The following is a 26,280-nucleotide window of genomic DNA, read 5'->3' as shown; positions in this document are numbered from 1 at the left end:
TTATCCAAAACACACTATATCAGTGCAGCAGTATAAGCAAATTTCATCAATGCTTGGCGAAATTTTGAAGCACGCGCCGCCGATTTCTTGACAAAATTCCTATCCTGTGCCAACTCTCCCATCACCCACCACCCGCACGGGGGAGCACCTCGGTGACCGACCGGGGGGTTCAAGTCGGGGGGTGGGGGCGGTGCCTGCGGTGGGGATTCGGTCTCCTCGCTCCGGGCGGCGGGTTCGGCGACACGCCGGACTCGGAGCGGGGCGCGTTCAGGCGCGAGAGCGCGGTTCGGGAGGAAATGCCCGGCGCGCGACCCCGGTCTGGGTTCGGACGCGTGAAGGGCGGCGGCGCTCACGACGGGGCGCCCGTTCGCGGCAGGTGCGATTGCGGTAACCCGGGGCTCGCGTCAGAGACCCGAATGCCTATCCGCCCGCTGGGCCAAGCCGACGACACCGCGAGGAAAAATCGGCTCGGGACGCGACAGCGAACCGGTCCGCGGGATGCCGGGCAACCGGATCTTTTGAGACACAAGCGCTTGGTCTGCCGGGGTTTCCCGGCATCCCGCGTCACCCCTTCGGACGGGCCATGGGCGGCCCCACCCGACGCCGGAAAGGCGCCGGGGATTCGGCGTGGGCGCAGGATTTCCGGGATCGGATGATCGCCGAGGCGGCCGACGCATCCGGATCACCCTCAAAAGAATCCCAAAAGAATCAGCGGGCGTCGATCATCTCCTTGATGCGGCTCGCCAGCGTGTCCATCACGAACGGCTTGGTGATGACCGCCATGCCGGGCTCGAGATGGCCGTTGCCGACCACCGCGTTCTCGGCGTAGCCGGTGATGAACAGCACCCGCAGGCCCGGCCGCAGCAGGCGCCCGGCATCGGCGACCTGGCGGCCGTTCATGCCGCCGGGGAGCCCCACATCGGTCACCAGCAGGTCGATCCGCACGTCCGATTGCAGCACCTTCAGGCCGGCGGGGCCGTCAGCGGCCTCGATGGCGGTGTAGCCGAGGTCTTCCAGCACTTCCGTCACCAGCATCCGTACCGTCGGCTCGTCGTCGACGACCAGCACGGTCTCGCCCTGCTCGGCGCGGGGCGCCGCGGCCCGTTCCGGCAGGCCCTCGTCCTCCGCCGGTCCGTAATGGCGGGGCAGGTAGAGGCACATGGTCGTGCCCTGGCCGACCTCCGAATAGATCCGCACCTGCCCGCCGGACTGGCGCACGAAGCCGTAGGTCATCGAGAGGCCGAGGCCCGTGCCCTGGCCGAGCGGCTTGGTGGTGAAGAACGGATCGAAGGCCTTCGCGATCACGTCCGGGCTCATGCCGGTGCCGGTGTCGGTGACGCAGAGCGAGAGGTACTGGCCGGGATCGAGGTCGCGTTCGCGGGCGCCGTGGGCGTCGAGCCACTTGTTGGCGGTCTCGATGGTGATGCGCCCGCCCTCCGGCATCGCGTCGCGGGCGTTGATGCAGAGGTTGAGCAGCGCGTTCTCGAGCTGGCCCGGATCGACCAGCGCCGACCACAGGCCGCCGGCGGTGACCACCTCCAGGGTGATCGCCGGGCCGATGGTGCGGCGGATCAGCTCCTCCATGCCGGAGACCAGACGGTTCACGTCGGTGGGCTTGGGGTCGAGCGTCTGGCGGCGGGAGAAGGCGAGCAGCCGGTGGGTCAGCGCGGCGGCGCGCTTGGCCGCCCCCTGCGCGGCGTTGACGTAGCGGTCGATCTCGCCGAGCCGGCCTTGCGCGAGGCGGGTCTGCAGCAATTCGAGCGAGCCGGTGATGCCGGTGAGCAGGTTGTTGAAGTCGTGCGCCAGCCCGCCGGTGAGCTGGCCGACGGCTTCCATCTTCTGCGACTGGCGCAACGCCTCCTCGGCCCGCATCAGCTCGGCGGTGCGCTCGGCGACCTGCTGTTCGAGGCTGGCGTTGAAGGCCTCCAGCTGCGCCTTCGCGCGCAGCTCCGCCTCGATGTTGCGCGCCTCGATCACGGTGCCGACGGGCTTGCCGGTCTCGTCGCGGATCGGGCTCGCCGTGAAGGCGACGGGGTAGAACGAGCCGTCGCGGTGGACGAAGATCTCCTGGCCCTGCTCCTGATTGTTCTCGGGAAACGCCTGATCGATCGGGCATTCGTGCAGCGGGTAGGGGCTGCCGTCGGGCCGGGTGTGGTGGACGACGTCGTGGAGGGGCCGCCCCTGCGTCTCCTCCAGGGCATAGCCGGTCAGCCGCTCGGCGGCGCGGTTCATGTAGGCGCAGTGCTGCTGCGCATCCATCATGAAGACGGCCTGGGTCGCGTTGTCGAGCACGGCGTCGAGCCGGCGCGTGGTCTCGACGAGGCGGGCCTCCGTGCTCTTGCGGGCGGTGATGTCGACCGCGGTGCCGAGCACGCGCACGCAACGGTCGCCCTCGAACACGCCGCGCCCCTTGGCGGCGATCCAGCGGATCAGCCCGTCCTCCTTGCCGACCGTGCGGTACTCGACATCGTAGAGGGCGCGCCGGGCCGGGTCGGCGGCGGCGGCGAAGGCGGCGCTGGCCGCCGCGCGGTCCTCCGGATGGAGACCTTCGTAGAAATCGGCCATGGAGACCGGCACGTCGGGCGAGAGGCCGAACATCGCCTTGACCCGCGCCGGCCAGAACAGGGTGTCGGCGATCGGGTCGACGTCCCACAGGCCGATCTCGGCGTTCTCGGCGGCGAGCCGCACTCGCTCCTCGCTCTCGGCCAAGGCCTGCTCGGCGGCGCGGCGCTCGTGGATGTCGACGACCGAGCCGACATAGCCGAGATAGGTCCCGTCGGCGGCGAATCTCGGGCTCGCGGAATCGATCGCCCAGCGGTAGCCGCCGTCGGCGTGGCGCAGGCGGTATTCGAGCCGGAAGCCCTCGCGCCGGGCGTTGGCGGCCAGGAAGGTCTCGCCGGACCAGCCGCGGTCGTCGGGATGGACGGCGTCGAGCCAGCCCGCGCCCAGCGCCTGCGCCTCCTCCTGGCCCGTGAACTCGTACCAGCGCCGGTTGAGATAGAGGCAGGCGCCGGCCGCGTCCGTGACCCACATCATGACGGGGGCGTCGTCCGCCATGGCGCGGAAGCGCGTCTCGCTCTCGGCGAGCGCGGCGTTGCCCTGCACCCGCTCGGTGACGTCCGAGCCCTCGACGAAGACGCCGGTGACGGTGCCGGCGGCGTCCCGCATCGGCTGGTAGACGAAGTCGAGATAGCGCTGTTCGGGCGCCCCGCCGGGCTCGCGCAGGATCGTCAGGGGCGCGGTGTGGGCGGTGTAGCCCCGGCCGCTGCGGAAGACCTCGTCGAGAAGCTCGAAGAAGCCCTGGCCCTCGATCTCCGGCAGGGCCTCGCGCACGGGTTTGCCCACCACGTCGCGGTGGGCGATCAGCTGGCGATAGGCCGGGTTGGCGAACTCGAAGACGTGGTCGGGCCCGGACAGCACCGCGACGAAGCTCGGCGACTGCTCGAACAGCCGGTGCAGCCGCTCGCGCTCGGCCGCCGTCTGCCGGCCGGACTTCACGGCCGCGGTGGTCTCGGCACAGGCGCAGAACATGCCGGCGACGGTGCCGTCCTCGGCCCGCACGGGGGTGTAGCCGAAGGAGAAGTGGGTCTCCTCCGGGTAACCGTTGCGGTGCATGACGAAGGCGATGTCGTCCATCTGCGTCGCCTCGCCCGCGAAGGCCGCGGCCAGGATCGGCTCCACCCGGTCCCAGATGTCGTGCCAGAGCGCCTCGAAGGCCCGCCCCATCGCCCGCGGATGGCGGGCGCCGCACATCGCGGCGTAGCCGTCGTTGTAGAGGGTGGTGTGGGCGGGGCCCCAGACGATCAGCATCGGCTGGTGCGAGGCCAGCATCAGGCCGACCAGCGTCTTGAGCGGGGCGGGCCAGCCCTCGGGGCGCCCGAGCGGGGTCGCGGCCCAGTCGAGCCCGCGCATCAGCGCCCCGCAGGCGCCGCCGCCCGCGAGGAAGCCGGGGGCCTCGGCGCGCGGGCCGGCGGCGGGAGGCGAGGGGGCGGCGGGGGAGGGAGCCAAGGAACCGGTGTGCCTGACGCGGGAACGCGGAAGGAGGAGTGGCGTGAACGTGAGGGTGGGCGTTCGGGTTCTTCAACGCACGAGAAGCGTCGCCGTGCCTTGCCTCGTAGGCCTGTTTCGCCGCCCCGGCCCTGCCTTGGCAGATCGGCCCCGGTGGGGGAAGGGGAGGGTGAAGTCCGGCTTGCGCCCCGCCGCCGGAGCGCCCAGCATCGCTCGCCCTTCGCCCGGAGCCCCGCTTGGACCCGCTGCCCCCGTTCTACGACGACCTCGCCGCCTTCCGCGCGGAGGCGTGGCGGCGCCTCGCGGAAGGGGCGGAGACGGGCCGCAGCCCGTTCCATCTGCCGGCGCTCGCCACCGTCGATCCGCAAGGGCGCCCGCGGCTGCGCACGGTGGTGCTGCGCGAGGCCGACGGGGCGGCCGGCACCCTGCGCTTCCACTGCGACGCCCGCTCCGACAAGGCCCGCGCGATCGAGGCCGGCTCGGGCGCGGCCCTCCACGTCTACGACGCGGGCGCCAAGCTGCAGGTGCGGATCGAGGGCACGGCCCGCCTCCACCGGGATGACGCCGTGGCGGAGGCCGCCTGGACCGGCTCGCGGGCGATGAGCCGGGTCTGCTACGGGATCGCCCCCGCCCCCGGCACGCCGCTGGCAGAAGGCGGCGCCTACGCCATGCCGGACGAGGACCCGGAGCGCCGCATCGGCCGCGAGAACTTTTGCGCGGTGGTGGTGCGGGCGACGCGCCTCGATCTGCTCTATCTCGACCGCCGCGGCCACCGCCGGGCGGTGTTTTCGCGGGACGGGGAGGGGTGGCAAGGGGGTTGGGTGGCGCCTTGACGCGCCTTCCGACGAAGCGGCCTTCGCTTCGCTGGAATGCGCTTCAGAGCTTACCTGAAGGGGTTGTTTCGATCGGCGGGCTTCTTGCCGTCAAACATCCGGAACAGGGTCCATTCTTCAACGATTTTCTTATCCGAAAGATAGCAGAGCCCGATTTCGTCGCCGCTCGGCAGCTTCGCTATGACTGAATGTCCCCCCATCTGCTCGCAAAAAATGGATGCGGGATTGCCCATGGCCATGGCTCCGACAGGGATGATGGAGCCGATGCACACAGCGATGAGAGCCTTTATCTTCATGGTTGAGCTCCGGTTGCGATGTTTTGCAGAACTATGCTGCTATTCCTGTACCCGCGATGAAAATCGGGGATCATGCCGAAAGGCAGCTCCTGGCCCGATGCGATCAGGTCGGATACGGCTCGAAGCGGAGGCCTGATCCGGTCCGGCAGCGGCAGGGCCGGACGCCCGGTCACGGCGTTCCGGCCGCTATTCTTGCTCTCGTACAGGGCCGCGTCCGCCACCCGCAGGAGGTCCGCGGCCTGGAGCCCCGGGCCCGGGACGACGCTGGCGACGCCGACGCTGATCGTGACGACGGATGCCCCGTCGGACCGGCCCGGATGGGCCCAGGCCATCGCCTCGACCGCCGCCCGCGCCCGCTCGCCGATGGCCAGCATAGTCTCCGGCGGGGCATCGGGCGCGAGGAGGGCGAATTCCTCGCCGCCGAGCCGCGCCACCGTCACGCCTTTCTCGGGAAACGTCCCGGCCAGACAGGCGGCGATGCCCTTCAGGCAGGCATCGCCCGCCACATGGCCCGCGGTGTCGTTGAAGCGCTTGAAATGGTCCACGTCGAGAATCGCCAGCCCGACCCAGCGGCCCCGGTGCCGCCCCCCGCTCCAGGGCCGCGGCGAGAACGTCCTCCATCAGCCGCCGGTTGCCGAGGCCGGTCAGGGCATCGGTCTTGGTGACACGGTCCAGCTCGCGGATGCGGTGATCGAGTTCCGCGTTCTTGGCGGCCAGGAACTGGACCCGAAGGAAGAACGAGCGGGCCGCGCGCTCGACCAGGTGGACGTGAATGGCGAGCGCCACGAGGCTGAAGGCCGCGATGAACCCCGCATAGCGGAACAGGCCGTACCCCGTCTTCGGACTCAAGCTGTATGTGGCCAGCACGAGCAGGACGACGACGAACCCGACCGTCAAGCCGGCGCTGCGCGTCCTCTGCCCCGTCAAGGCGCCGAAGATCAGGACCATGGCGCCGAGCACCGAGAAGTAGCGCTGCTGGATTTCCGGCTGGGCGGAGAGGCCGAGCGCCACCGCAACGCAAAAGCCGGTGCAGAACGACAGCGCGGAGGCGATGTCGAGGCGAAGATCGGTCCGGGCCGTGCGGGCCAGCACGAGGGCCAGGACCTTGAACGGGAGGGTCACGCCGAGGCGTAGCATCACCGTCGCCTGTCCGTAGCGGTGCTCCTGAGCGTCGATGGGCAGGACAGCGAGGGCGATCAGGCTCAGCAGCACGATCTCGAGGGCGACATGCTGTTTCCGGGCCGGCAGCATGGTGCTGCGGAAGGTCGCCTCGACCTCCCGGTCGAGGAAGGAGACCCGGTGCCAGGGGCGCCGAAGCTCCCTCTCCATAGCCGGTCCGGCGATGGGGGAACCTGTATCGGGCATGTCACGGCGTCCCCGGAACGGCATCGTGTTCCGAGTGCGCCCGTCGATGATAAATAACGGTTGCCGATTAACAATTGACATCCCCGCCGGCGCGCGGGCGGACCTCGGCGGCGTCGCCGAAGCGGGGCTCGCCACAATGTCTCTGTCTCTCGCAAAACTCCCGCTGCACCGTCGCGGTCGACGGAAACCCGGGAGTGACCGGGCGTTTGCGAGGCACTCTCAGCCGGCCGCCCGCATCCGCGCGAAACCGGCCTCCAGATCCGCCTTGAGATCCGCCATGTCCTCCAGGCCGATATGGAAGCGCAGGCACGGCCCGCCCGGCTGCCAGCGCGTCGCCGTGCGGTAGACGGTCGGGTCGAACGGGATCACGAGGCTTTCGAAGCCGCCCCAGGAAAAGCCCATCCCGAACAGCTCCAGCCCGTCGAGGAAGGCGGCGAGAGCCTCTTCCGAGACGGGCTTCAGGATCACGCCGAACAGGCCCGAAGCGCCGGAAAAGTCGCGCTTCCAGAGGGCGTGGCCGGGATCGTCGGGCAGGCCCGGATGCAGCACACGCAGCACCTCGGGCCTCCCCTGGAACCACGCCGCCATGTCGAGCCCGCGGACGCCGTGCTCGCGCAGCCGCAGGCCCATGGTGCGCAAACCCCTGAGTCCCAAAAAAATGTCCTCGGGGCCGGGGCAGTTGGCGAAATGCTCGTAGGTGCGCTTGAGCGCCGGATAATGCTTGGCGTTGGCCGAGACGAGGCCGAGCAGCAGGTCGGAGCCGCCGCTCAGGTACTTGGTGCCGGCCTCCACCGCGAGATCGACGCCGCGCGCGTGCGGCGGGAACAGCAGCGGCGTCGCCCAGGTGTTGTCCATCACCACCGTGCCGCCGCGGGCATGCATGGCGTCCGCGATGGCCGGCACGTCCTGCATCTCGAAGGTCTGCGAGCCCGGCGCCTCGACCAGCACGGCCTTCGTGTTGTCGCGCATCAGCGCCGCGATCCCGGCGCCGACCAGCGGGTCGTAATACTCCACCTCCACCCCGTACCGCTTGAGCACCCCATCGCAGAAGATGCGGGTCGGGCGGTAGGCGGAATCGGTCACCAGCAGGTGGTCGCCCGCGCTGACGCAGGTCATCAGCGCCAGCGTCAGGGCCGAGAGGCCGGACGGCGCCAGCACCGTGCCGGCCGCGCCCGCGACCTCGCTCCACGCCTTGCAGAGCGCGTCCATCGTCGGCGTGCCCGACGTACCGTAATTGTAGCGGCCGCGGCGGTGCTTGATGTCGTCGTAGGTCGGATAGAGGACCGTCGAGCCGCGATAGATCGGCGTGTTGACGAAGCCATGCTGCTCGGACGGATCGCGCCCGGCGAGCACGAGGCGGGTATCGGCCCCGAAGCGGGCACGGTCGCGGGGAGGGGACTTGGTCATGGGCCTCGGGGCGGGCGAGAGAGCGGCGTCGCCGCCCTTTCAGCCTCCCGAGGCGGGGAGCGTCAAGCCGGGCGCTTCAGCCCTTCTCGCCCTCGGGATCGTCGGCGGCGGCCTCCTCGTAGGCCTGGAGCCACGCCTGCCGATCCTGCGAGCCCTCGGGGTAGGGGCAGGATTCCGCGCCCTTGCCGTAGAGCCGGGCATTGCGCCCCTGGATGAAGGGGCTGTCGCTCGCGGTGGCCTGCTCGTTCATGGCGGAATTTCCGAAATGTCCTGAAAGGGGTCGGCACCGGGCCGGGCCGATGCTTCGGTTCGTTAACGGGGGCGACCCTATGGTGTTTCCGTTGCCCGTGTTGCGTCTTCGGGAAGTATCTCCAGTGAGTCTGTCGCGCGTCATCGCCTTCGGGACGATCACCGGCCTCGGCAGCCTGAGCGTCGTCTTCGTCGCCGCCGACCGCCTCGCCCATCCGGCCATCGCCGCCACGGCGCCGCCGGTGATGGCGCGGGCCGTCCCCGCCCTGCCGGAGCCCACCACCACCGGCACCGTCACCCAGGGGCCGGCGGTCGAGCCGCCCAAGGCGCGGGCGATGACCGGCTTCGACACCGAGCGCCTCAACGCCCTGATGCGGGGCGAAACCCCGACCGGGACGCGCAAGCGCTGAGGGTCCGGCCGAACCGGGGGCCCGCCGGCCCGCGTCCGGACCTTCCGCGGCCGCCCCTGCGGCGCAACCGCTCGAATCGCGCGATTGCCCGCTCCTACGACACGATCCCGGTTGAGCGCCGCCGCGATCCCGCTACATTGGATTCCGGCTGTGCGGGCGCCCGTGCCGCCGGCCCCGAGGGCGAGCCTTTCCAGCGTGACCAGCCACCCGCGCGACACCCCCCAGTTCTACCTCACGGCTCCCTCCCCCTGCCCCTACCTCCCGGGCCAGGAGGAGCGGAAGGTGTTCACTCACCTCGTCGGGCGCCGCGCCCGCGATCTCAACGAGATCCTGACCCAGGGCGGCTTCCGCCGCTCGCAGACCATCGCCTACCGCCCGGCCTGCGAGACCTGCCGCGCCTGCGTCTCGGTGCGGGTGGTGGTGGAGGATTTTTCCATCACCGGCAGCCAGCGCCGGGTGATGCAGCGCAATGCCGGGCTGATCGGCACGCCCGAGCCCAATCGCCCGGCCTCGGAGCAGTACGCCCTGTTCCGCCGCTACCTCGACGCCCGCCACGGCGACGGCGGCATGGTCGACATGACCGTGCTCGACTACGCCATGATGATCGAGGACAGCCACGTCGACACCCATCTCGTGGTCTATCGCGAGCGCGGGCCCGACTCCGCGATCCACGGCCGCGGGGTCGGCGCGCCGCTCGCCGTCTGCCTCACCGACGTGCTCGCCGACGGCCTGTCGATGGTCTACTCGTTCTACGATCCGCAAGCGGCCGACCGCAGCTTGGGGACGTACATGATCCTCGACCACATCCACCGCGCCCGGGCGCTCGGCCTGCCGTATCTCTATCTCGGCTACTGGGTCGATGGCTCCCGCAAGATGGACTACAAGGCCAAGTTCCGGCCGCAGGAGCGGCTGATGCCGCAGGGCTGGGTGCGGGTGGAGTAGGGCGGCGGGGCCGCGCCGCTCCCGATCAATCGACCCGCCGGATCAGCGCCGCGTCGAACGTCACGGTGCAGCCGGCATTCTGGGTGTTGCGCTCGAACCAGTTGCCGATGGTCGCCTTGATGACGACGAAGCGCGTCGTCGCCGTAACCGTGCTGACGCCTGCCGGCAAGGTGAGCGCCACCGCGGCCGTGTTCGCGGAAGTCGGGCCGACCGTGACGCTGCGGGCGAAGCCATCGACCCAGGTGCCGTTGTAGAGACCGGTCGCGCCGAATTTGCCGTTGCTGTTGGCCGTGGTCATCAGCATCGACGAGCGGGGCCCGAGGATGTGGAACGCATCCGCCGGGTCGGTCGTCGCGATCTTGGGGCGGTACTCGATGGTCCAGAAATCGCCGACCGCGGCGACCGTGGCGTTGGTGCAAGCCGAGTTGACCGCGCTGACGTAGAGTGTGCCCTGCCATGTCGGCGGGGCGGCTGCCGCGCAGCCCGCGCTCAACACCAGTCCGGCCGCCGCCAGGATACCGCGCGTGATCGTCATGAGCTTCGCTCGCGAGCCTCGGGTGACGGCCTTCGTCGGCCCGTGAGGCCGAGGTTTCAGCTCAGCCAGTCCGGAGCGTGGCGGTAAAGCCCCATTTCACGAAAACTTGCTTGCACGCCGGGATTAGATAGCTTTCGCCCACGTGGGGAGAGATGCTTGTTGTCCTTCGCCCGATCGGAAGACCACGGGTTGTCGAGGAGACTGCAGCATGGCCGGTTCGGCGCGTAGGATCGTCTCGGTTCCGGCTATGGCTTTGGCCAGCCTCGTCCCAGGTGATGACTCTCGTCTATCACCAAGCCGTGCCGACGATCTCGCGGTCACACAGGGCCGCCCTCGACGGGCTACCAGCCGCCGATGCCATGCAACGGCACAACATGCTTATCGTCGAATGGCCGCTGTTCGATGATAGCATCATGGAAATACTCGATGTGCTGCCGATCGGGCAGCTTCGATGCGCACAGTCCGCGCCTCTGTGGCTAGGCGTGACTGGCAACAGTTGCTCTGTCGAGAACGACAGAAAACGAAGCGGAAACCTTAGCTTTCGCGCCGGAAGCGGATGGTATGAGTGCTCATATTTGGCCCAGTGCACGTGTAAGCAAGGTCGAAAGAAAAGCGGCGATGTCAAACGATTCCAAGGTTCGATCATCCAAGAGGGCAAGAGGGCATCTCGATAGTGCGTTCGGGCGCATTTTTACCGTCATGGGTGGTGCATTTCTGCTCCTTTACATAGCAAGATATGCACAGCATCGGCGACCGGATATAAATTTTGTATTTATAGCTGAGATTGCTCTGCCTACAATCTTGATACCACTTATTTATTGGCCCTTAATTTATCTCAGGAGTAATTTTCCCTATGTGTATAGATACTTTGTGCTGAGATCAAGAGAATACAATAAATATTTAATTTGGTTTTTTATCTTCCCCGGCATGCTGATAGGACAGTTGATATGGATTTTTATTATGTTCGTAAGGTATCCTGGTATAATTGAAGATTTTTTTTATAGTGGCAATCCGCGGCCAATCTTTGGAGTTCTTGCTGGACCCCCTTTGGCATTTTTATTCATTATGGGAGGCCGTTGCATGGTTATCGCACGAAAAAGAGGTATCGCTCTGTAGCAAAAATTTACTCCGTGAAAACAAGCTCAGCGTCTTCGAGGAATTATTCATAGAAAATATCAGATTATCCCTTGGTTTTGGCCTCTTGTCGGACGGTTTCGGAATTGGAATTTCATATTACAATATAACAAGTAAGGTTCTAGAGGCGTTATCCGACCCAACGGGGTCGGGCACGGCTCTAGGATCGTGGCTTTCCATCGGCGATCGGCACCATGATCAAGGCTCTCTCCGTGCCACTCGCGATTCTCATGCTGGCGTCGAACGGGCCGGCCTCGGCCGAGACGTTCGACGAATGGCGGCGCAGCCTCGCCGAGCACATCCGCTGTCATCTGATCTATCCGAGGGGGCCGGGCCGGCCGGATTCGCCGAGGACGGCGCGGGTCGTGTTCAAGGTCGGCGCGAACGGCGCCCTCAGCGACGTCAACATCGAGCAGAGTTCGGGCGTGATGGTGTTCGACCGCGCCGCGCTCGCCGCCGTGGAGAGTTCGACGCCCGCCCCGCCGCCCCCGCCGGACATCAGGGTGCCGATCTCCGCGACCCTGCCGTTGCGCTTCGATCCGCCGCCCAAAGTGCCTCTCTCGGCGCCGTCTCAAGCCGAGACGCCGCGACCGGACGAAGCGAAGAAGGAGCCCCCGGTCTGCAGGGATATCGGGATCATGTGAGAGCCTAGCCGGTTCGTCCGACCCCGCCCCCTCATCCTGAGGTGCCCGCGCAAGCGGGCCTCGAAGGAGGGCTCCAGGGATCGCGCGATACGCTGGAGCCCTCCTTCGAGGCGCCGCCTTCGGCGAAGCACCTCAGGATGAGGGTGTGGGGTGGATCGATCGCGGTATCGGGCCGGCTCGGTCGAAGGGCCGAAGCGAACGGGCTCTCAGTTCCGCGCCGCCCGGAACGTGTCGCAGGACTTCGTCTGCCCGCTCTTGTAGCCGGTGAGGAACCAGCGCATCCGCTGCTCGGAGGAGCCGTGGGTGAACGAGTCCGGCACGGCGTAGCCCTGGGCCTTTTCCTGCAGCTTGTCGTCGCCGATGGCGCTGGCGGCGTTCAGGGCCTCCTGGATGTCGCTCTGGTCGAGGGAATTCCAGCGGTCGTTGGAGTTCTTGGCCCAGACGCCCGCGAGGCAATCGGCCATCAGCTCGACGCGCACGGAGAGCTGGTTGGCCTCGCGCTCGCTGCCCGCGGATTGCTTGCGGCTGTCGACCTTGCCGAGGATGCCGAGCACGTCCTGCACGTGGTGGCCGACCTCGTGGGCGATGACGTAGGCGTAGGCGAAATCGCCCTTCACGCCGAACTTCTGCTGCATCTCCTTGAAGAAGCTCGTGTCGAGATAGACCTTCTTGTCGAGCGGGCAGTAGAACGGGCCCATCGCGGCCTGCGCCTGACCGCAGCCGGAGCGGGTGCCGCCCTGGTAGAGCACCATCGTGGTGGGCGTGTATTGCCGCCCGGTCTGGTTCGGCAAAATCTCCTTCCAGACATCCTCGGTGTTGCCGAGGATCTTGGCCGCGAACTGGCCGGTCTGGTCGGTCGGCGCCTGACGGCGCTTGGCCTGCGTCTCGGGATCGACGCGCTCCTCGCGTGGCCCGCCATTCGTCATGCGCTCGGCGCCGCCCATCAGGATCGCCGGGTTGATGCCGGTGACCCAGGAGATCAGCAGCACGATGACGATGGTGCCGATGCCGAGGCCGCCCGCGCTGCCGCCGGGAAAGCCGAAGCCGCCGCCTCCGCCGCCCTCGCCGCGCCGGTCCTCGACGTTGTCGGAGGCGCGAAAGTCATCCCAGCGCATGGCGCTCCCTTACCCTCTTCGCCCGCGGGCGCGGCGTTCTGTAGAATGAATCCGCGGACGGTACGGTTCCGCTTCAACGCCCTTACGCGAGGCTCGAGGATCGTTCCAGAACGATCCTCTCGTTTCCCGGCCGCATCGGCTTTCCCGAAAGCCGGGCACCGCCTTTCGGGCCGATGCTCCAGATCCCTGAACCGCATCGGCTTTCCCGAAAGCCGGTTCCCACCTTTCGGGCCGATGCTCAGCGTCCCCCGTCGAGGGCCGCCTTGAGCATGCGGAAGTCGCGCCATGCGAGACGCTTCTGCACCGGCTGGCGCAGCAGGTAGGCCGGATGGAGGGTCGCAAGCGCCTTGATCTCGCGCCCGTCGCTCAGGCGGTAGGGGTAGAAGCGCCCGCGTGCCTTGAGGATGCCGTCCTTGGTGCCGGTGAGCGTCTGCGTCGCCGGGGCGCCGAGGCAGACGAGGAGTTCGGGATTGGCCAGCTCGATCTGCCGCTCGATGAAGGGCCGGCAGATCGCAATCTCCTGCGGGGTCGGGTTGCGATTGCCCGGCGGGCGCCAGGGGACGACGTTGGTGATGTAGGCCCCCGTCCGGTCGAGGCCGATCGCCGCCATCATCCGGTCGAGGAGCTGGCCCGAGCGGCCCATGAACGGCTTGCCGATCCGGTCCTCGTCGGCGCCCGGGGCCTCGCCCACGAACATCACCCGCGCCTGCGGATTGCCGTCGGCGAAGACGAGATTCTTTGCGGTGAAGCGCAGGCCGCAGCCCTCGAAGCCCCTGAGCAATGCCTCCAGCTCTTCCAGGCTCTGCATCTGCGCCGCCCGCGCGCGAGCATCGTCGGCGGCCTCGCCCGGCTTGGCGGAGGCGGCATTGCCGTAGGTGCGCGGGGGCTCCTTCGGCGGGGCCTCCCGGCTCGGCAGCTCGCGCCGGAACGGCGAGGCGTCGTCAGGCGCGGCGCGGCGGGGGGGCGCCAGCTCGCGCTGCGGGGCGGCCTCGGCCTCGCCGAACCGATCGTGCGGCTGCTCATCGAGCGCCGCGTCGACCCCCGCCTCGACGTGAAAGTCGAGATAGGAGATCAGGTCGGCCCTGACGTCGTGCTCGGGGTGGCTCGGATTCATTCATCCCATGTGGCGTGTCGCCGCCCGGCGGGCAACGCCCACGGGACGCCGCAGGTCCTCCTCTTCGTGTATATCGTATTCACGAAAGTCCGCGCGAGCGCTGGTCTTGGGTGACGCGGGCGCCGTCACGCCTTCCTCATGGCGATGCTTCACCATCGCGCAGAGCTGCCGCTACCCGGACGCGCTTGCCTTCCTACCTTGGAATCGATTGAGAGAAATCTAGACCATTGGAGCGGGCCGTAAGAGCGCGTCGGCGCCCCGGCACACCGCAGGAGGAACAGGATGGCGCTGCCCGAACGCGAAGGCATGGATTTCGACGTGGTGATCGTGGGTGCCGGCCCTGCCGGGCTCGCCGCCGCGATCCGCCTCAAACAGCTTTCCGCGGAGAAGGGCGAGGAGGTCTCCGTCGTCGTCGTCGAGAAGGGCGGCGAGGTCGGCGCGCACATCCTGTCCGGCGCCGTGGTCGATCCCATCGGCCTCGACACGTTGCTCCCCGAGTGGCGCAACGATCCGGACCGCCCGCTCAAGACCGCGGTGGAGCGCGACGAGTTCCTGTTTCTCACCAAGAACAGCGGCCTCACCCTGCCGAACGCGTTCTTCCCCAAGCTCATGTCGAACCACGGCAACTTCGTCGGCTCGCTCTCCAACACCGTGAAGTGGCTCGGCGCCCAGGCCGAGGGGCTCGGCGTCGAGATCTATCCGGGCTTCCCGGCATCCGAAGTGCTCTACGACGACCGCGGCACGGTCCAGGGCGTGGCGACCGGCGATCTCGGCATCTCCCGCTCCGGCGAGCCGCGCGACGACTTCACCCGCGGCATGGAGCTGCGGGCCAAGTACACGGTGTTCGGCGAGGGCGCGCGAGGCTCGCTGACCAAGACGCTGATCGAGAAGTTTCAGCTGAACCGGAACAGCGACCACCAGAAGTACGGCCTCGGGGTGAAGGAGCTGTGGCAGCTCGCACCGGACAAATTCCAGCCGGGGCTGGTGCAGCACACGATGGGCTGGCCGCTGCCGAACAAGGCGGGCGGCGGCTCGTGGCTCTACCACTTCGACGACCACCTGCTCTCGGTCGGATTCGTCACGCACCTGAACTACGAGAACCCGACCCTGTCGCCGTTCGAGGAGTTCCAGCGCTTCAAGACCCATCCGATGATCGCCGAGACCTTCGAGGGGGCCAAGCGCATCGGCTACGGGGCGCGGGCGATCATGGAGGGCGGCTGGCAGTCGGTGCCCAAGCTCGTCTTCCCCGGCGGCTGCCTCGTGGGCGACTCGGCGGGCTTCGTGAACGTGCCCCGCATCAAGGGCTCGCACAACGCGATCCTGTCGGGCATCCAGGCGGCCGAGGCCATCTTCGACGCGCTGGCCCAGGGCCGCCAGGGCGACGAACTCACGGCCTACGAGCAGGGCTGGCGCGACAGCCCGATCGGGCGTGACCTGAAGGCGGTGCGCAACGTCAAGCCGCTCTGGTCGCGCTACGGCACGCTGGTCGGCGTGGGCCTCGGCGGCCTCGACATGTGGACCAACGCCATCGCCAACGCGTCGCTGTTCGGCACGCTCGGCCACGGCAAGCCGGATCATGCCTGCCTCAAGCCGCTCTCGGAGGTGACGCCGATCGTCTACCCGAAGCCCGACGGCAAGCTGACCTTCGACCGTCTCTCGTCGGTCTACCTGTCGAACACCAACCACGAGGAGGACCAGCCGGTCCATCTCAAGGTGAAGAACCTGGAGCTGCAGAAGACCTCGGAGCACGATGTCTTCGGCGGCCCGTCGAGCCGCTACTGCCCGGCCGGCGTCTACGAGTGGGTCGAGGACAAGGCGGCCTCCGACGGCGTCCGCTTCCAGATCAACGCGCAGAACTGCGTCCACTGCAAGACGTGCGACATCAAGGACCCGAACCAGAACATCAACTGGGTCACGCCGGAAGGCCCCGGCGGCCCGAATTACACGAACCTGTAAGTCTGAGGCTGACGCCCAGTCCCGGTTTCGAAAGGACAAGTCCTTTCGCGGGTCCAGGGCGGAGCCCTGGTTTGGAAGGGAGACCGGGGCTCTGCCCCGGTGCCCCGCCAAAGGACACGTCCTTTGGGAACCTCGGACTACAGTTCGCGCCAAGCCGGAAGGTCGAGGCAGGGCAGCCGCGTCGCTTCGTAGACGCCGATCGCCACCGCCCGCGCCAGGGTGTCGGCGGCGGCGGAGGCGAGGCGGGCCATGCCGGCGACGGGGTCGGCCAGCGGCGTGCGGCCGGTCGAGACCGCGAACACCACGTCGCCGTCGAGCGGAGTGTGGACCGGGTGGATCGCCCGCGCGAGGCCGTCGTGGGCGGCCATGGCGAGGCGCTTGGCCTCGGCCTTGGTGAGCGCCGCATCGGTGGCGACGACCGCGAGCGTCGTGCTCGCCCCCGGCGGGGCCTCCCGCGGCCACGCGAGCAGGTCCGGCGGCAGCGGGACGGGGACGCCGAGGCCGCCGAACTCGCCGTTCCGCTCGAACGGCGCGGCCCAGAAGTGCGGGCCCCGCCCCATCGTCACCCGGCCGAAGGCGTTGACCGCCACCAGCGCGCCGACCTGCACGCCGTCGAGGCCGATCACGTCGGACGAGGCCGAACCGAGGCCGCCCTTGAGGTTGGCGGTGCGCGCTCCGTGACCCGCCCCGACCGAGCCCAGCGCGAAGGCGCCGTCGCGGGCGGCCTGCGCCGCCGCGTAGCCGAGGTCGCGGTAGGGCGGGAAGCGGCCCCAGGCCTTGTCGCCGCCGTTGAGGAGATCGAACAGGATCGCGCCCGGCAGGATCGGCACCCGCACGTCGCCCACCGCGAAGCCGCGCCCTTGCTCGGCGAGCCATGCGACCGCGCCGGCGGCCGCGTCGAGCCCGAAGGCGGAGCCGCCCGACAGCACCAGCCCATCGACCGCGGGCACGGTGGCGGCCGGGTCGAGCAGATCGGTCTCCCGCGTGCCGGGCCCGCCGCCGCGGACATCGACCGCGGTGACGAAGGGCTGGTCGAAGACGAGGGCCGTGACGCCGCTCGCGACTCGGGCGTCCTCGGCGTGGCCGACGCGAATCCCCGCAATGTCGGTGAGGCGGTTGAGCCGGATCATCGCATCCGCCTTTGCCGGTTCTGCCGCAGCGCGTCGGCGGCGTAGAGCACGAGAGCGATCCAGATCAGCGCGAACAGCACGATCCGGTCCTCGCTCAAGGTCTCACCGTAGGCGAGCGTGCTCAAGAGCATCAGGCAGGTCGGCGCGAGGTACTGCATCAGCCCGAGCGTCGCGAGCGTCAGGCGGGTGGCGGCCGCCGCGAACCAGATCAGCGGCAGGGCGGTCGTCACGCCGGTGAGGGCCAGCAGCGACCATGTGGCGGCATCGTTCGGCACCGGCGCCGCGGCGAGCCACAGGTAGCCGAGGGCCGCGGGCAACAGCAAAAAGGTCTCGGCGCAGAAGCCAACGGTGCCGTCGACGCCGACGATCTTCCGGGTCAGCCCGTAGAGCGCGAAGCTGACCGCGAGGCCGAGGGAGAGCAGCGGCAGGCGCCCGGCCATCACCACCGCGACGACGACGCCGAGCACCGCGATTCCGACCGCCATCGCCTGGAGCGGACGCAAGCGCTCGCCGAGCACGAGGGCGCCGAGCGCCACCGAGACCAGCGGGTTGATGTAGTAGCCGAGGCTCGCGTCGAGCAGGTGCCCGCTCTCGACCGCGCGCAGGTAGAGAAGCCAGTTGAAGGCGATCAGCCCCGCCGAGACGACGAGCAGGGCGTGGCGGGGCCGAAGGGGGAACGGGTTGGCGAGGCGGTGGCGCAAGAGCGCGATCAGCCCGGTGACGAACAGCGCCGACCACGCGATGCGCTGGGCCAGGATCGTCTCGGCGGGGATGCCGGCAAGCAGCCGAAAATGCACCGGGACGACGAGGCCCCAGCTCAAGTAGGCGGCAAGCGCGTAGAGGAGGCCCAACGGTCACGTCCCGGCGATGGCGGGCACCGCTTGTAGCGTGACCGCCGCCGCCGGTCAGCGCCGTCGGGATGCGCTCTCGGGGAAGGGGGCCCGCAGCGGCGACCGATGCCTCGAGACCAAGGTCCGGTTCGGGCTCAGACCCGCACCACCGCGAGCCCGAGCAGCACGTCGTGGCCGAGGCGCCGGTCGGCACGCACGAGGCCGAACAGGATGTCGAGGCACCACAGGAGGAAGGTCGAGATCGCGACGTAGAACAGCAGCGCGTGGACGGCCGCGGTCAGCATGTCGACCGGGCGCCCGCTCTCGGGGGCCACCACCCGAAGGCCCATCATCCGCATGCCGATCGTGCTCTGCTTATGCCCGCCGACGGTGATCGCGCTGTAGAGGATGCCGCTGATGCCGAGGACCGGAAACAGCGTCCAGCCGAGGCCGAAGGTGACGATGCCGACGAGGAAGATTGCCGTGCCGAGGATCGCGGTGAAGACGAGGATGAACAGCAGGTCGAGCAGGTAGGCGACCGCGCGTCCGCCGAGGCTCGCCCGGATGTAGGGCACCGGCATCCCGCCATAGGGCGGATAGCCGGCGGGGTCGGTGTAGCCCGGCCGGGGGCCGAAGGTGGGGTTGGTCATGGCCGGCGCTCCGCAGCGATGGAGAAGATCCCCCATGAGGTGGGGACCGTGGCCGGCGCTGCAAGAGACGCCGCCGACGGCATGCCACCGTCAGCGCGTCGCGGCGCCCCCCGGCGTCTTGGCCGCATTGTCCGCGTTGGCCGGGTCGGCGGCCTCGGCCTCCGGCGTCTCGAGGTAATAGTGCCGCAGCAGGTAGAGCGAGGCGCCGTTGACCGGCCCGCGCTCCGTGGCGAGCGCCGTCATCTCGGTGCCGGGGCCGAAGGCGCAGGCAAGGAAGCGCACGCGGGCCTCCTCACCCTTGAGGAGCGCGCCGTCGGCGCCGGCCAGCCGGTAATCGACGCGCACGCTGCCGGGCCCCGAGCCGGGGCCGACCCGCAGCAGCCGCGCCGTCGTGCCCTCGGGCGCGAGCGCGGGCAGGGCGCGGCGGCACAGGGCCGCGCGGCGGGTGTCGGTGGCGGTGTCGCAGCCGAATCCGGCGGCGAGCCAGCCCAGGGCAAGGCCGCCGGCGAGGAGCGCCCGCCGCGCCGCGGAACGCAAAGGGAGGCGCCCCGTCAGAGACCCGCGCGCAGGCGCTCGGCGACGCGCGGCGCGTAGTAGGTCAGCACCCCGTCGGCGCCCGCGCGCTTGAAGGCGAGCAGGCTCTCGGTCATGGCGCGCTCGCCGTCGAGCCAGCCGTTGCGGGCGGCGGCCTCGATCATCGCGTACTCGCCCGACACCTGATAGGCGAAGGTCGGCACGCCGAACTCGGTCTTCACCCGGGTGATGATGTCGAGATAGGGCAGCCCCGGCTTCACCATCACCGAATCGGCACCCTCGGCGAGATCGAGGGCGACCTCGCGCAGCGCCTCGTTCGCGTTGCCGGGGTCCATCTGGTAGGTGCGCTTGTCGCCCACCAGCGCCGCCTTGGTGCCGATGGCGTCGCGGAACGGCCCGTAGAAGGCGGATGCGTACTTGGCCGCGTAGGCCATGATCTGCACGTCGCGAAAACCCGCCCGGTCGAGGCCGGTGCGGATCGCGCCGACGCGCCCGTCCATCATGTCGGAGGGCGCGATGATGTCGGTGCCGGCCTCGGCCTGGATCAGGCTCTGCTCGACCAGCACCGCGACCGTCTCGTCGTTGAGGATGGCGCCGTCCTCGATCAGCCCGTCATGGCCGTGGCTGGTATAGGGGTCCAGCGCCACGTCGGTCATCACGCCGATCTCGGGCACCGCCTTCTTCACCGCCCGCACCGCCCGGCAGACGAGGTTTTCGCGGTTCAGCGCCTCGGAGCCGGTGGGGTCGCGTAGGCTCGGCTCGGTATAGGGGAAGAACGAGATCGCCGGGATGCCGAGGCGCGCCGCCCGCTCGGCCTCGCGCACGGCCTCGTCGACGCTGAGCCGCTCGACGCCCGGCATGGAGGCGATCGGCTCGCGCCGGCCCGTGCCCTCGATCACGAAGAGCGGCCAGATCAGGTCGTCCACGGTGAGCGTATGCTCGCGCACGAGGCGGCGCGACCACTCGGCCTTGCGGTTGCGGCGCGGGCGCTGGGTGAGGCTCAAGGGACCGGCGCCGGGCGCGGCCTCCCGCGCGGTCTCGACGGCGAGCGGACGCGGTTCGTTCGACATGGGCGGCTCCGAAGACTTCGGGTGAGCGAGAGGCGCTCTAGGTCCTTGTGCCGCATCGACTTTTTTCCCGAAAGCCGGCGGCCACCTTTCGGGCCGATGCTCTAGCACATCCCGAATCGCGCCCGAAAGCCGTCATCGCCGCAGGGCAGGGGACGTCTCGGGCCCGCACGGCGACCACGCATTGACGCCCCCGCCCGGACTTCGTCTAAGCGCACCATGGCAGAAAGTATCGGCATGGCGGACGCGGCGGAGCCCGAGATCACGTTCGAGCGGCGCGGGGCGGCGGGGATCGTCACGCTCACGCGGCCGAAGGCGCTCAACGCCCTCACCCTGCCGATGGTCGAGGCGATGCACCGGCAGTTGCGGGCCTGGGCGCAGGACGCGAGCGTCACCCGCGTCGCGGTGCGGGGATCGGGCGGGCGCGCCTTCTGCGCGGGCGGCGACATCCGCCGCATCCATGCGCTCGGCCAGGCCGGGCGACTCACCGAGGTGATGGCGTTCTGGCGGGCCGAGTACCTGCTCGACGCCTATGTGAAGACCTACCCGAAGCCCTACGTCGCGCTGATCGAGGGCATCGTCATGGGCGGCGGCGTCGGCATCTCGCTACACGGCGACGTGCGGGTCGCGGCCGAGACTTACAGCTTCGCCATGCCGGAGACCGGCATCGGCTTCTTCCCCGATGTCGGCGCGACCTACGCGCTGCCGCGCCTGCCCGGCCGCACCGGCACCTATCTCGCGCTCACCGGCAGCCGGATCGGAGCGGGCGACGCGCTTCAAGTCGGGCTCGCGACCCACTCGGTCCGGGCCGCGGATTTCGGGGATTTGCTCGATTCTCTCGCCGAGGGCGGGGACATCGCCGCGACGCTCGCCCGGTTCGCCGCACCCGCGCCGGAGACCGGCCCGCTGACGCTTGAGCGCGAGACCATCGACGCGTGCTTCTCCGCCGCCACCGTCACTGGCATCCTGGAACGCCTCGACGCGGAAGGCTCGGACTTCGCCAAGAATACCGCGGCGACGATCCGCACCCGCTCGCCCACCAGCCTCGCCATCGCCCTGACGCAGATGCAGCGGGGACCGTCCTTGAGTTTTCCGGAGGCCATGCGCGCCGAATACCGGCTGTGCGGGCAGGTGATGCGCGGACCCGATTTTTATGAAGGCGTGCGCGCCGTCATCGTCGACAAGGACAACAGGCCGGCCTGGAACCCGTCGACGCTCGAGGCGGTGGATTTCGCGGCGATCGAGGCCGCCTTCGCGGATGAGGGGAGCGGAATCCCCCGCTTCGACGGCAGCGAGGGACCGGCGGCATGAGGGCACTGGCCAAGGTCGGGACGACCAAGGACGGGCGTGGGCGCCCGAGCGCGGGATCGGGGCCGGTCGATCGCATCGAGGAGGCGGCACCGCGCCAGCAGACCCGCTGGGACGTGGTGCTGGTCTGGTTCATGCGCATCACGGCGCTCGCCTGGGTCGCCAAGGGGCTCGCCACCTGGGGGCAGATCCTCGATCTGTGGCCGGGCGCCACGCCGTTCGCCGACCTCCCCGCCGGGCGGCAGGCGGGAATCGTCTATTTCGCGGTGATCGATTTCGTGGCTGCGGTCGGATTGTGGCTGACCAGCGCCTGGGGCGGGGTGATCTGGCTGCTCGCCGCCACCTCGTCCCTGACGCTCGCGGCGCTGACGCCGCAACTCCTGCCGATGTCGGCGCCGCTCATCGCAGTGCAGGCAAGCATCGTCGCGATTTACTTCGTGTTATCCTGGCTCGCCGCGCGCGATGTTGGCTGAACGAGGGGTAAAAACGATCGCTTCATTTTGCATTTACCGACAGAAGTAAATCGGAAGTTCATCCTGTCGCTTAAATCGGCTTTCATTCGAGGCCCCTAGGTTCAGCCCATAAGCGATGCCGGACGAAGCAGCCGGCACGACCCGACAGAGAGGCAGGAACCATGAGCACGAAGGCCGCCAACACCGCCCGCAAGCCCGCCGAGACCGCCGCCCCCGAGACCGGCGCCGCCGGCTCCTACCTCGAGGCCCTGCACCTCGTGGAGCGCCTGCACCGCCGCCTGCTCGACGTGATCAAGGACGAGTTCGACCGCCGGGGCCGCGAGGACGTCAACAGCGTCCAGGCGCTCCTGCTCTACAACATCGGCGACAAGGAGCTGACCGCCAGCGAACTGCGCTCCAAGGGCTACTATCTCGGCTCGAACGTGTCCTACAACGTCAAGAAGCTGGTCGAGGCGGGCTTCCTCCACCACGCCCGCTCCAAGACCGACCGCCGCTCGGTGCGCATCAGCCTCACCACCAAGGGCCGCGAGATCCACGACGTGATCCAGGGCCTCTACGACAAGCATTCCCGCACGATTCAGCCGATCGGCGGCATCTCCGACGACGATTTCGGCCGCCTCAACCAGTCCCTGACCCGCCTGGAGCGCTTCTGGACCGACCAGATCCGCTACCGGCTCTGAGGCGCCCCATCACCGACGCGAAAAGGCCCGGACAGCGCGCGCTGTCCGGGCCTTTTCGCGTGGGGCCAGGCAACGAAAAGGGGCGCCGTCCTGTCGGACGACGCCCCTCGATCACCGGTCAAGTCCGGCGACAGCCTTCTTAGTTGAAGGTGTCGATCTCAGCGGACTCGTAGGAGGTGACTTCCATGCCGACGCAGATCTCGGCAACGACGGGGGCGGACCACTTCATGACGTTTCTCCAGATTGAGCGATGGGTTTCGGCGAGACCGGCCCGGGGGCCGAAGAGCCTTCTTAGTTGAAGGTTTCGATCTCGGCGGACTCGTAGGAGGTGACTTCCATGCCGACGCAGATCTCGGCAACGACGGGGGCGGACCACTTCATGACGTTTCTCCAGATTGAGCGATGGGTTTCGGCGAGACCGGCCCGGGGGCCGAAGAACCTTCTTAGTTGAAGGTGTCGATCTCGGCGGACTCGTAGGAGGTGACTTCCATGCCGACGCAGATCTCGGCAACGACGGGAGCGGACCACTTCATGGTGTATCTCCTGACAACGATTTGAAGACGAAGGTCGATCTCACGATCGGCCCTGCCCCGAACGGAGGCGGTGCCGTTTTCGTGCCGGCCCCTCGTGTTCGACGCCCTGGATATAGACAATCCGTTGGGCGCAATTCAAGCGGGCCCGTCACTTATATTTCTCATAGGGAGGGGGCCTGAAGACCGAATGGCGGGCCGATTTTCGGAGAAATCATGCAGAATCCGGGATGTGAGACGGCCGGGCCGTCCCGGCACGTGCGCCCCTGGGCTCGCCTTCCCGGCCCGAACGAAGCCGCCCTTCTCAACAAGGCAAACGCCGATGCGGCCTCAAAATTCCGTTCGCGTCGGCCGGCGTTTCACCTGCGATTTTTGCCAGACCCTCCCGGATTGCATTGCCGCATTGCACCATTTCTCCTATCGTAAGTTAAGCCCGCTGCTAAGCATGGCTGGCCGCTCGACGGCCGATTCCTCGTTCCTCCGGAGTCCTCCGACATGTCCCTGACCCGCAGCGCCGCGCTCGCTCTCGCCCTCGTCCTGCCGCTGGCCGCCGGCCCGGCCTTCGCCCAGAAGAGCGCCGTCATCACCGCCTTCGATCCGGACAAGGACGGCACGCTCGACCTCGCCGAGGTCAAGGCCGCCGCTTCCGCCAAGTTCGACGCGCTGGATCCGGACAAGGACGGCACCCTCGACGCCAAGGAAGCCAAGGGCGTGCTGAGCCCGAGCCTGTTCAAGAGCGGCGACCCGGACAACGACGGCACCATCGACAAGGCCGAGTACCTCGCCCTGGTCGAGGCCGTGTTCAAGGACGCCGACCCGGACAACGACGGCACGCTCGACGCCAAGGAGCTGAAGAGCAAGCCGGGCAAGGCCCTGGTCAAGCTCATCAAGTGATTCTTTGAGATTTTGCGGCCGGGGGCTTTCGCCCCGGCCGCATCCCGTGAACCCTCGGCCGCTCTTGTGATGCCGGGGGCGTTGCGGCAAAGCGGGCCCCGTTCGAGCCCCGAGAGCCGCCCATGCACGACATCCGCGCCATCCGCGAGAACCCGCAAGGCTTCGACCGCGATCTGGAAAGACGCGGCCTCGCACCCCTGTCGGCCGAGCTGATCGCCCTCGATGATGCCCGCAAAGGCGCGGTCTCGGCGGCGCAGGCCAATCAGGAGCGGCGCAACGCGCTCTCGAAGGAGATCGGCGGCGCCAAGAAGGCGAAGGACGAGGCCCGCGCCGCGGACCTGATGGCCGAGGTCGCCCGCCTCAAGGACGAGGCGCCGGGCCTCGAGACCGCGCAAGGAGAGGCCGCCAAGACCCTCGACGAGCGCCTCGCCGCGATCCCGAACCGGCCGAAGGACGACGTGCCCGAGGGCGCCGACGAGCACGGCAACGTCCTGTATCGCGAGTTCGCTTCGTCGCGCGAAAAACTCACGGAAGGCCGCCAGCATTTCGAGCTGGGCGAGGCCACCGGGCTGATGGATTTCGAGGCCGCCGCCAAGCTCTCCGGCTCGCGCTTCGTGGTGCTGAAGGGGCAGCTCGCCCGGCTGGAGCGGGCGCTCGGACAGTTCATGCTCGACCTGCACACGGGCGAGCACGGCTACACCGAAGTGGTGCCGCCGGTCCTCGTACGCGACGAGGCGATGTTCGGCACCGCCCAACTGCCGAAGTTCCGCGAGGACCAGTTCGCCGCCGGCGACGGCTACTGGCTGATTCCGACGGCCGAAGTCCCGCTGACCAACCTCGTACGCGAGTCGATCCTCACCGAGGACGCGTTGCCGCTGCGCCTCACGGCCCTCACCCCCTGCTTCCGCGCCGAGGCCGGGGCGGCGGGGCGGGACACCCGCGGCATGCTGCGCCAGCACCAGTTCAACAAGGTCGAACTCGTCTCGATCACCACGCCGGACAAATCGGCCGAGGAGCACGAGCGGATGCTGTCCTGCGCCGAGGCCGTGCTCAAAAAGCTCGACCTGACCTACCGGGTGATGACGCTCTGCACCGGCGACATGGGGTTCGCCTCTCAGAAGACCTACGACATCGAGGTCTGGGTGCCGGGCCAGCAGACTTTTCGAGAAATCTCGTCCTGCTCGGTCTGCGGCGATTTTCAGGCCCGGCGCATGGGTGCGCGCTTCCGGGCGAAGGAGGGCAAGGCGGTTAACTTCGTCCACACCCTCAACGGCTCGGGCGTCGCGGTCGGCCGCGCGCTCATCGCCGTGATGGAGAACTACCAGAACCCCGACGGCAGCATCACGGTCCCGTCGGCGCTCGCGCCCTACATGGGCGGCCTCACCCGGATCGAGGGACCGAACCACTGATGCGCATCCTGGTCACCAACGACGACGGCATCCACGCGCCGGGCCTGGAGACGCTGGAGGGCATCGCCCGTGCGCTCAGCGACGATGTCTGGGTCGTCGCGCCCGAGACCGACCAATCGGGCGTGTCGCACTCGCTCTCGCTCAACGATCCCCTGCGCCTGCGGCAGATCGCCGAGAAGCGGTTCGCCGTGAAGGGCACGCCGTCGGACTGCATCATCATGGGCGTGGCCCATCTGCTGAAGGACCATAAGCCCGATCTCGTGCTGTCGGGGGTCAACCGCGGCCAGAACGTCGCCGAGGACGTGACCTATTCGGGCACCATCGCGGGCGCCATGGAGGGCACGATCCTCGGCGTCCGCTCGATCGCGCTCAGCCAGGCCTATGGCGTGGGCGGGCGCGCCGGCATCAAATGGGCCTGCGCCGCCGCGCACGGGCCGCGGGTGATCCGAAAGATCCTGGAGACGGGCATCGAGCCCGGCATCGTCGTCAACGTCAACTTCCCCGATTGCGAGCCGGACGCGGTCGCCGGCATCGCGGTCTCGGCCCAGGGGCGGCGCAACCAGGAACTCCTGCGCATCGACGCCCGTGAGGATGGGCGCGGCAACCCGTATTTCTGGCTCGCCTTCGCCAAGGCGCGGTTCGAGCCCGGCAACGGCACCGATCTCAAGGCCATCGCCGAGAACCGCATCGCGGTGACGCCCTTGCGCCTCGATCTCACCGACGAGCCGGAGCTGACCCGCTTCGCCAAGGCGTTCGAGGAATAAGGG

Annotated in this window: 28 protein-coding genes; 12 read left to right on the top strand and 16 right to left on the bottom strand. The window is 68.7% G+C overall.

Features of this window, described 5'->3' with window-relative positions; genetic code table 11:
* Nucleotides 1-708: 708 nt before the first annotated feature.
* Entirely contained in the window at nt 709-3,912 is a 3,204-nt protein-coding gene (locus BM140_RS01900; RefSeq protein WP_091941745.1) for a PAS domain S-box protein, read from the bottom strand.
* A 332-nt stretch (nt 3,913-4,244) separates the two neighbouring features.
* On the opposite strand from BM140_RS01900, the gene BM140_RS01895 reads away from it, so the two are divergent.
* Nucleotides 4,245-4,841, top strand: coding sequence for a pyridoxamine 5'-phosphate oxidase family protein (locus BM140_RS01895; RefSeq protein ID WP_091941370.1), 597 nt, complete (start codon nt 4,245-4,247; stop codon nt 4,839-4,841).
* Nucleotides 4,842-4,891: 50 nt separating this feature from the next.
* On the opposite strand, the gene BM140_RS01890 is transcribed toward BM140_RS01895, so the two are convergent.
* Nucleotides 4,892-5,137, bottom strand: coding sequence for a DUF333 domain-containing protein (locus BM140_RS01890; RefSeq protein WP_091941368.1), 246 nt, complete (start codon nt 5,135-5,137; stop codon nt 4,892-4,894).
* Nucleotides 5,134-5,682, bottom strand: coding sequence for a GGDEF domain-containing protein (locus tag BM140_RS01885; RefSeq protein WP_165616372.1), 549 nt, complete (start codon nt 5,680-5,682; stop codon nt 5,134-5,136). The genes BM140_RS01890 and BM140_RS01885 overlap by 4 nt, the downstream gene beginning before the upstream one ends.
* On the opposite strand from BM140_RS01885, the gene BM140_RS25315 reads away from it, so the two are divergent.
* Nucleotides 5,669-6,271, top strand: coding sequence for a hypothetical protein (locus BM140_RS25315; protein ID WP_131803723.1), 603 nt, complete (start codon nt 5,669-5,671; stop codon nt 6,269-6,271). The two genes, BM140_RS01885 and BM140_RS25315, sit on opposite strands and share 14 nt — an antisense overlap.
* Nucleotides 6,272-6,721: 450 nt before the next feature.
* Here the strand turns inward: BM140_RS25315 and metC are convergent, their stop codons facing one another.
* Together metC and BM140_RS25685 are read right to left on the bottom strand one after the other, a co-directional pair.
* The gene (gene metC, locus BM140_RS01880) at nt 6,722-7,909 is read right to left on the bottom strand and encodes a cystathionine beta-lyase (RefSeq protein WP_091941364.1); all 1,188 of its coding nucleotides are present in this window, start codon (nt 7,907-7,909) and stop codon (nt 6,722-6,724) included.
* 76 nt (nt 7,910-7,985) lie between these two features.
* On the bottom strand, nt 7,986-8,159 hold the full coding sequence (locus BM140_RS25685) for a ribosome modulation factor (protein WP_165616371.1): 174 nt from the start codon (nt 8,157-8,159) through the stop codon (nt 7,986-7,988).
* A 124-nt stretch (nt 8,160-8,283) separates the two neighbouring features.
* On the opposite strand from BM140_RS25685, the gene BM140_RS01875 reads away from it, so the two are divergent.
* Entirely contained in the window at nt 8,284-8,568 is a 285-nt protein-coding gene (locus BM140_RS01875) for a hypothetical protein (protein ID WP_091941361.1), read from the top strand.
* A gap of 195 nt (nt 8,569-8,763) precedes the next feature.
* Nucleotides 8,764-9,510, top strand: a complete 747-nt coding sequence (locus BM140_RS01870) for an arginyltransferase (RefSeq protein WP_091941359.1) — start codon at nt 8,764-8,766, stop codon at nt 9,508-9,510.
* 25 nt (nt 9,511-9,535) lie between these two features.
* Here BM140_RS01870 and BM140_RS01865 read toward each other — a convergent pair whose 3' ends face one another.
* Nucleotides 9,536-10,045, bottom strand: a complete 510-nt coding sequence (locus BM140_RS01865; RefSeq protein ID WP_091941357.1) for a hypothetical protein — start codon at nt 10,043-10,045, stop codon at nt 9,536-9,538.
* A 1,328-nt stretch (nt 10,046-11,373) separates the two neighbouring features.
* On the opposite strand from BM140_RS01865, the gene BM140_RS01860 reads away from it, so the two are divergent.
* Nucleotides 11,374-11,823, top strand: a complete 450-nt coding sequence (locus BM140_RS01860; RefSeq protein ID WP_091941354.1) for an energy transducer TonB family protein — start codon at nt 11,374-11,376, stop codon at nt 11,821-11,823.
* A 206-nt stretch (nt 11,824-12,029) separates the two neighbouring features.
* Here BM140_RS01860 and ypfJ read toward each other — a convergent pair whose 3' ends face one another.
* A complete protein-coding gene (gene ypfJ / locus BM140_RS01855) occupies nt 12,030-12,938 on the bottom strand; it encodes a KPN_02809 family neutral zinc metallopeptidase (RefSeq protein ID WP_091941352.1) in 909 nt (302 codons plus the stop codon).
* A gap of 238 nt (nt 12,939-13,176) precedes the next feature.
* Nucleotides 13,177-14,052: a uracil-DNA glycosylase gene (locus BM140_RS01850; RefSeq protein WP_091941350.1), complete on the bottom strand. Its 876-nt coding sequence runs from the start codon at nt 14,050-14,052 to the stop codon at nt 13,177-13,179.
* A gap of 282 nt (nt 14,053-14,334) precedes the next feature.
* Between BM140_RS01850 and BM140_RS01845 the strand changes: the two genes are divergently transcribed.
* Nucleotides 14,335-16,008 carry an electron transfer flavoprotein-ubiquinone oxidoreductase gene (locus tag BM140_RS01845; RefSeq protein WP_091941348.1) on the top strand — a complete coding sequence of 558 codons (1,674 nt, stop codon included), beginning with the start codon at nt 14,335-14,337 and terminating at the stop codon, nt 16,006-16,008.
* Nucleotides 16,009-16,145: 137 nt separating this feature from the next.
* Here BM140_RS01845 and BM140_RS01840 read toward each other — a convergent pair whose 3' ends face one another.
* The 5 genes from BM140_RS01840 to hemB all read right to left on the bottom strand — a co-directional run bounded on the left by BM140_RS01840 (nt 16,146) and on the right by hemB (nt 20,222).
* Nucleotides 16,146-17,138, bottom strand: coding sequence for a P1 family peptidase (locus BM140_RS01840; RefSeq protein ID WP_091941346.1), 993 nt, complete (start codon nt 17,136-17,138; stop codon nt 16,146-16,148).
* Entirely contained in the window at nt 17,135-17,989 is an 855-nt protein-coding gene (gene rarD, locus BM140_RS01835) for an EamA family transporter RarD (protein WP_091941344.1), read from the bottom strand. Before rarD ends, BM140_RS01840 begins: the two co-directional genes overlap by 4 nt.
* A gap of 134 nt (nt 17,990-18,123) precedes the next feature.
* Nucleotides 18,124-18,618 (bottom strand): RDD family protein, encoded by a 495-nt coding sequence (locus BM140_RS01830; protein ID WP_091941342.1) that lies wholly within the window; start codon nt 18,616-18,618, stop codon nt 18,124-18,126.
* A 90-nt stretch (nt 18,619-18,708) separates the two neighbouring features.
* Nucleotides 18,709-19,155 (bottom strand): hypothetical protein, encoded by a 447-nt coding sequence (locus tag BM140_RS01825; RefSeq protein ID WP_091941340.1) that lies wholly within the window; start codon nt 19,153-19,155, stop codon nt 18,709-18,711.
* Nucleotides 19,156-19,169: 14 nt separating this feature from the next.
* Nucleotides 19,170-20,222 (bottom strand): porphobilinogen synthase, encoded by a 1,053-nt coding sequence (gene hemB, locus BM140_RS01820; protein WP_091941338.1) that lies wholly within the window; start codon nt 20,220-20,222, stop codon nt 19,170-19,172.
* 234 nt (nt 20,223-20,456) lie between these two features.
* Between hemB and BM140_RS01815 the strand changes: the two genes are divergently transcribed.
* The 3 genes from BM140_RS01815 (at nt 20,457) to ldtR (ending at nt 22,680) form a co-directional block, all read left to right on the top strand.
* Entirely contained in the window at nt 20,457-21,530 is a 1,074-nt protein-coding gene (locus BM140_RS01815; RefSeq protein ID WP_091941336.1) for an enoyl-CoA hydratase/isomerase family protein, read from the top strand.
* Nucleotides 21,527-22,000: a DUF6163 family protein gene (locus tag BM140_RS01810; protein WP_091941334.1), complete on the top strand. Its 474-nt coding sequence runs from the start codon at nt 21,527-21,529 to the stop codon at nt 21,998-22,000. The genes BM140_RS01815 and BM140_RS01810 overlap by 4 nt, the downstream gene beginning before the upstream one ends.
* 161 nt (nt 22,001-22,161) lie before the next feature.
* Nucleotides 22,162-22,680, top strand: coding sequence for a transcriptional regulator LdtR (gene ldtR / locus BM140_RS01805; RefSeq protein WP_091941332.1), 519 nt, complete (start codon nt 22,162-22,164; stop codon nt 22,678-22,680).
* 139 nt (nt 22,681-22,819) lie between these two features.
* Here ldtR and pqqA (BM140_RS01800) read toward each other — a convergent pair whose 3' ends face one another.
* From pqqA (BM140_RS01800) to pqqA (BM140_RS01790), 3 genes are all read right to left on the bottom strand, one after another.
* Nucleotides 22,820-22,909 carry a pyrroloquinoline quinone precursor peptide PqqA gene (gene pqqA, locus BM140_RS01800; protein WP_015857429.1) on the bottom strand — a complete coding sequence of 30 codons (90 nt, stop codon included), beginning with the start codon at nt 22,907-22,909 and terminating at the stop codon, nt 22,820-22,822.
* Between the two features lie 62 nt (nt 22,910-22,971).
* Nucleotides 22,972-23,061: a pyrroloquinoline quinone precursor peptide PqqA gene (pqqA, locus tag BM140_RS01795; protein WP_091941330.1), complete on the bottom strand. Its 90-nt coding sequence runs from the start codon at nt 23,059-23,061 to the stop codon at nt 22,972-22,974.
* 62 nt (nt 23,062-23,123) lie between these two features.
* Entirely contained in the window at nt 23,124-23,213 is a 90-nt protein-coding gene (gene pqqA, locus BM140_RS01790) for a pyrroloquinoline quinone precursor peptide PqqA (protein WP_015857429.1), read from the bottom strand.
* 492 nt (nt 23,214-23,705) lie between these two features.
* Here pqqA (BM140_RS01790) and lanM point away from each other — a divergent pair, with 492 nt between their 5' ends.
* From lanM to surE, 3 genes are all read left to right on the top strand, one after another.
* A complete protein-coding gene (gene lanM, locus BM140_RS01785) occupies nt 23,706-24,104 on the top strand; it encodes a lanmodulin LanM (RefSeq protein ID WP_091941328.1) in 399 nt (132 codons plus the stop codon).
* Between the two features lie 122 nt (nt 24,105-24,226).
* Nucleotides 24,227-25,513 carry a serine--tRNA ligase gene (gene serS, locus BM140_RS01780; protein WP_091941326.1) on the top strand — a complete coding sequence of 429 codons (1,287 nt, stop codon included), beginning with the start codon at nt 24,227-24,229 and terminating at the stop codon, nt 25,511-25,513.
* Complete coding sequence (gene surE, locus BM140_RS01775; RefSeq protein ID WP_091941324.1) at nt 25,513-26,277, top strand: 5'/3'-nucleotidase SurE; 765 nt, start codon at nt 25,513-25,515, stop codon at nt 26,275-26,277. The genes serS and surE overlap by 1 nt, the downstream gene beginning before the upstream one ends.
* Nucleotides 26,278-26,280 lie beyond the last annotated feature (3 nt).

It is taken from the genome of Methylorubrum salsuginis, from assembly GCF_900114375.1.
GTDB classification, from domain to species: Bacteria; Pseudomonadota; Alphaproteobacteria; order Rhizobiales; family Beijerinckiaceae; genus Methylobacterium; species Methylobacterium salsuginis.
The sequence above is the reverse complement of the archived record's forward strand: the minus strand, read 5'-3'. Positions and strand labels throughout refer to the sequence as shown.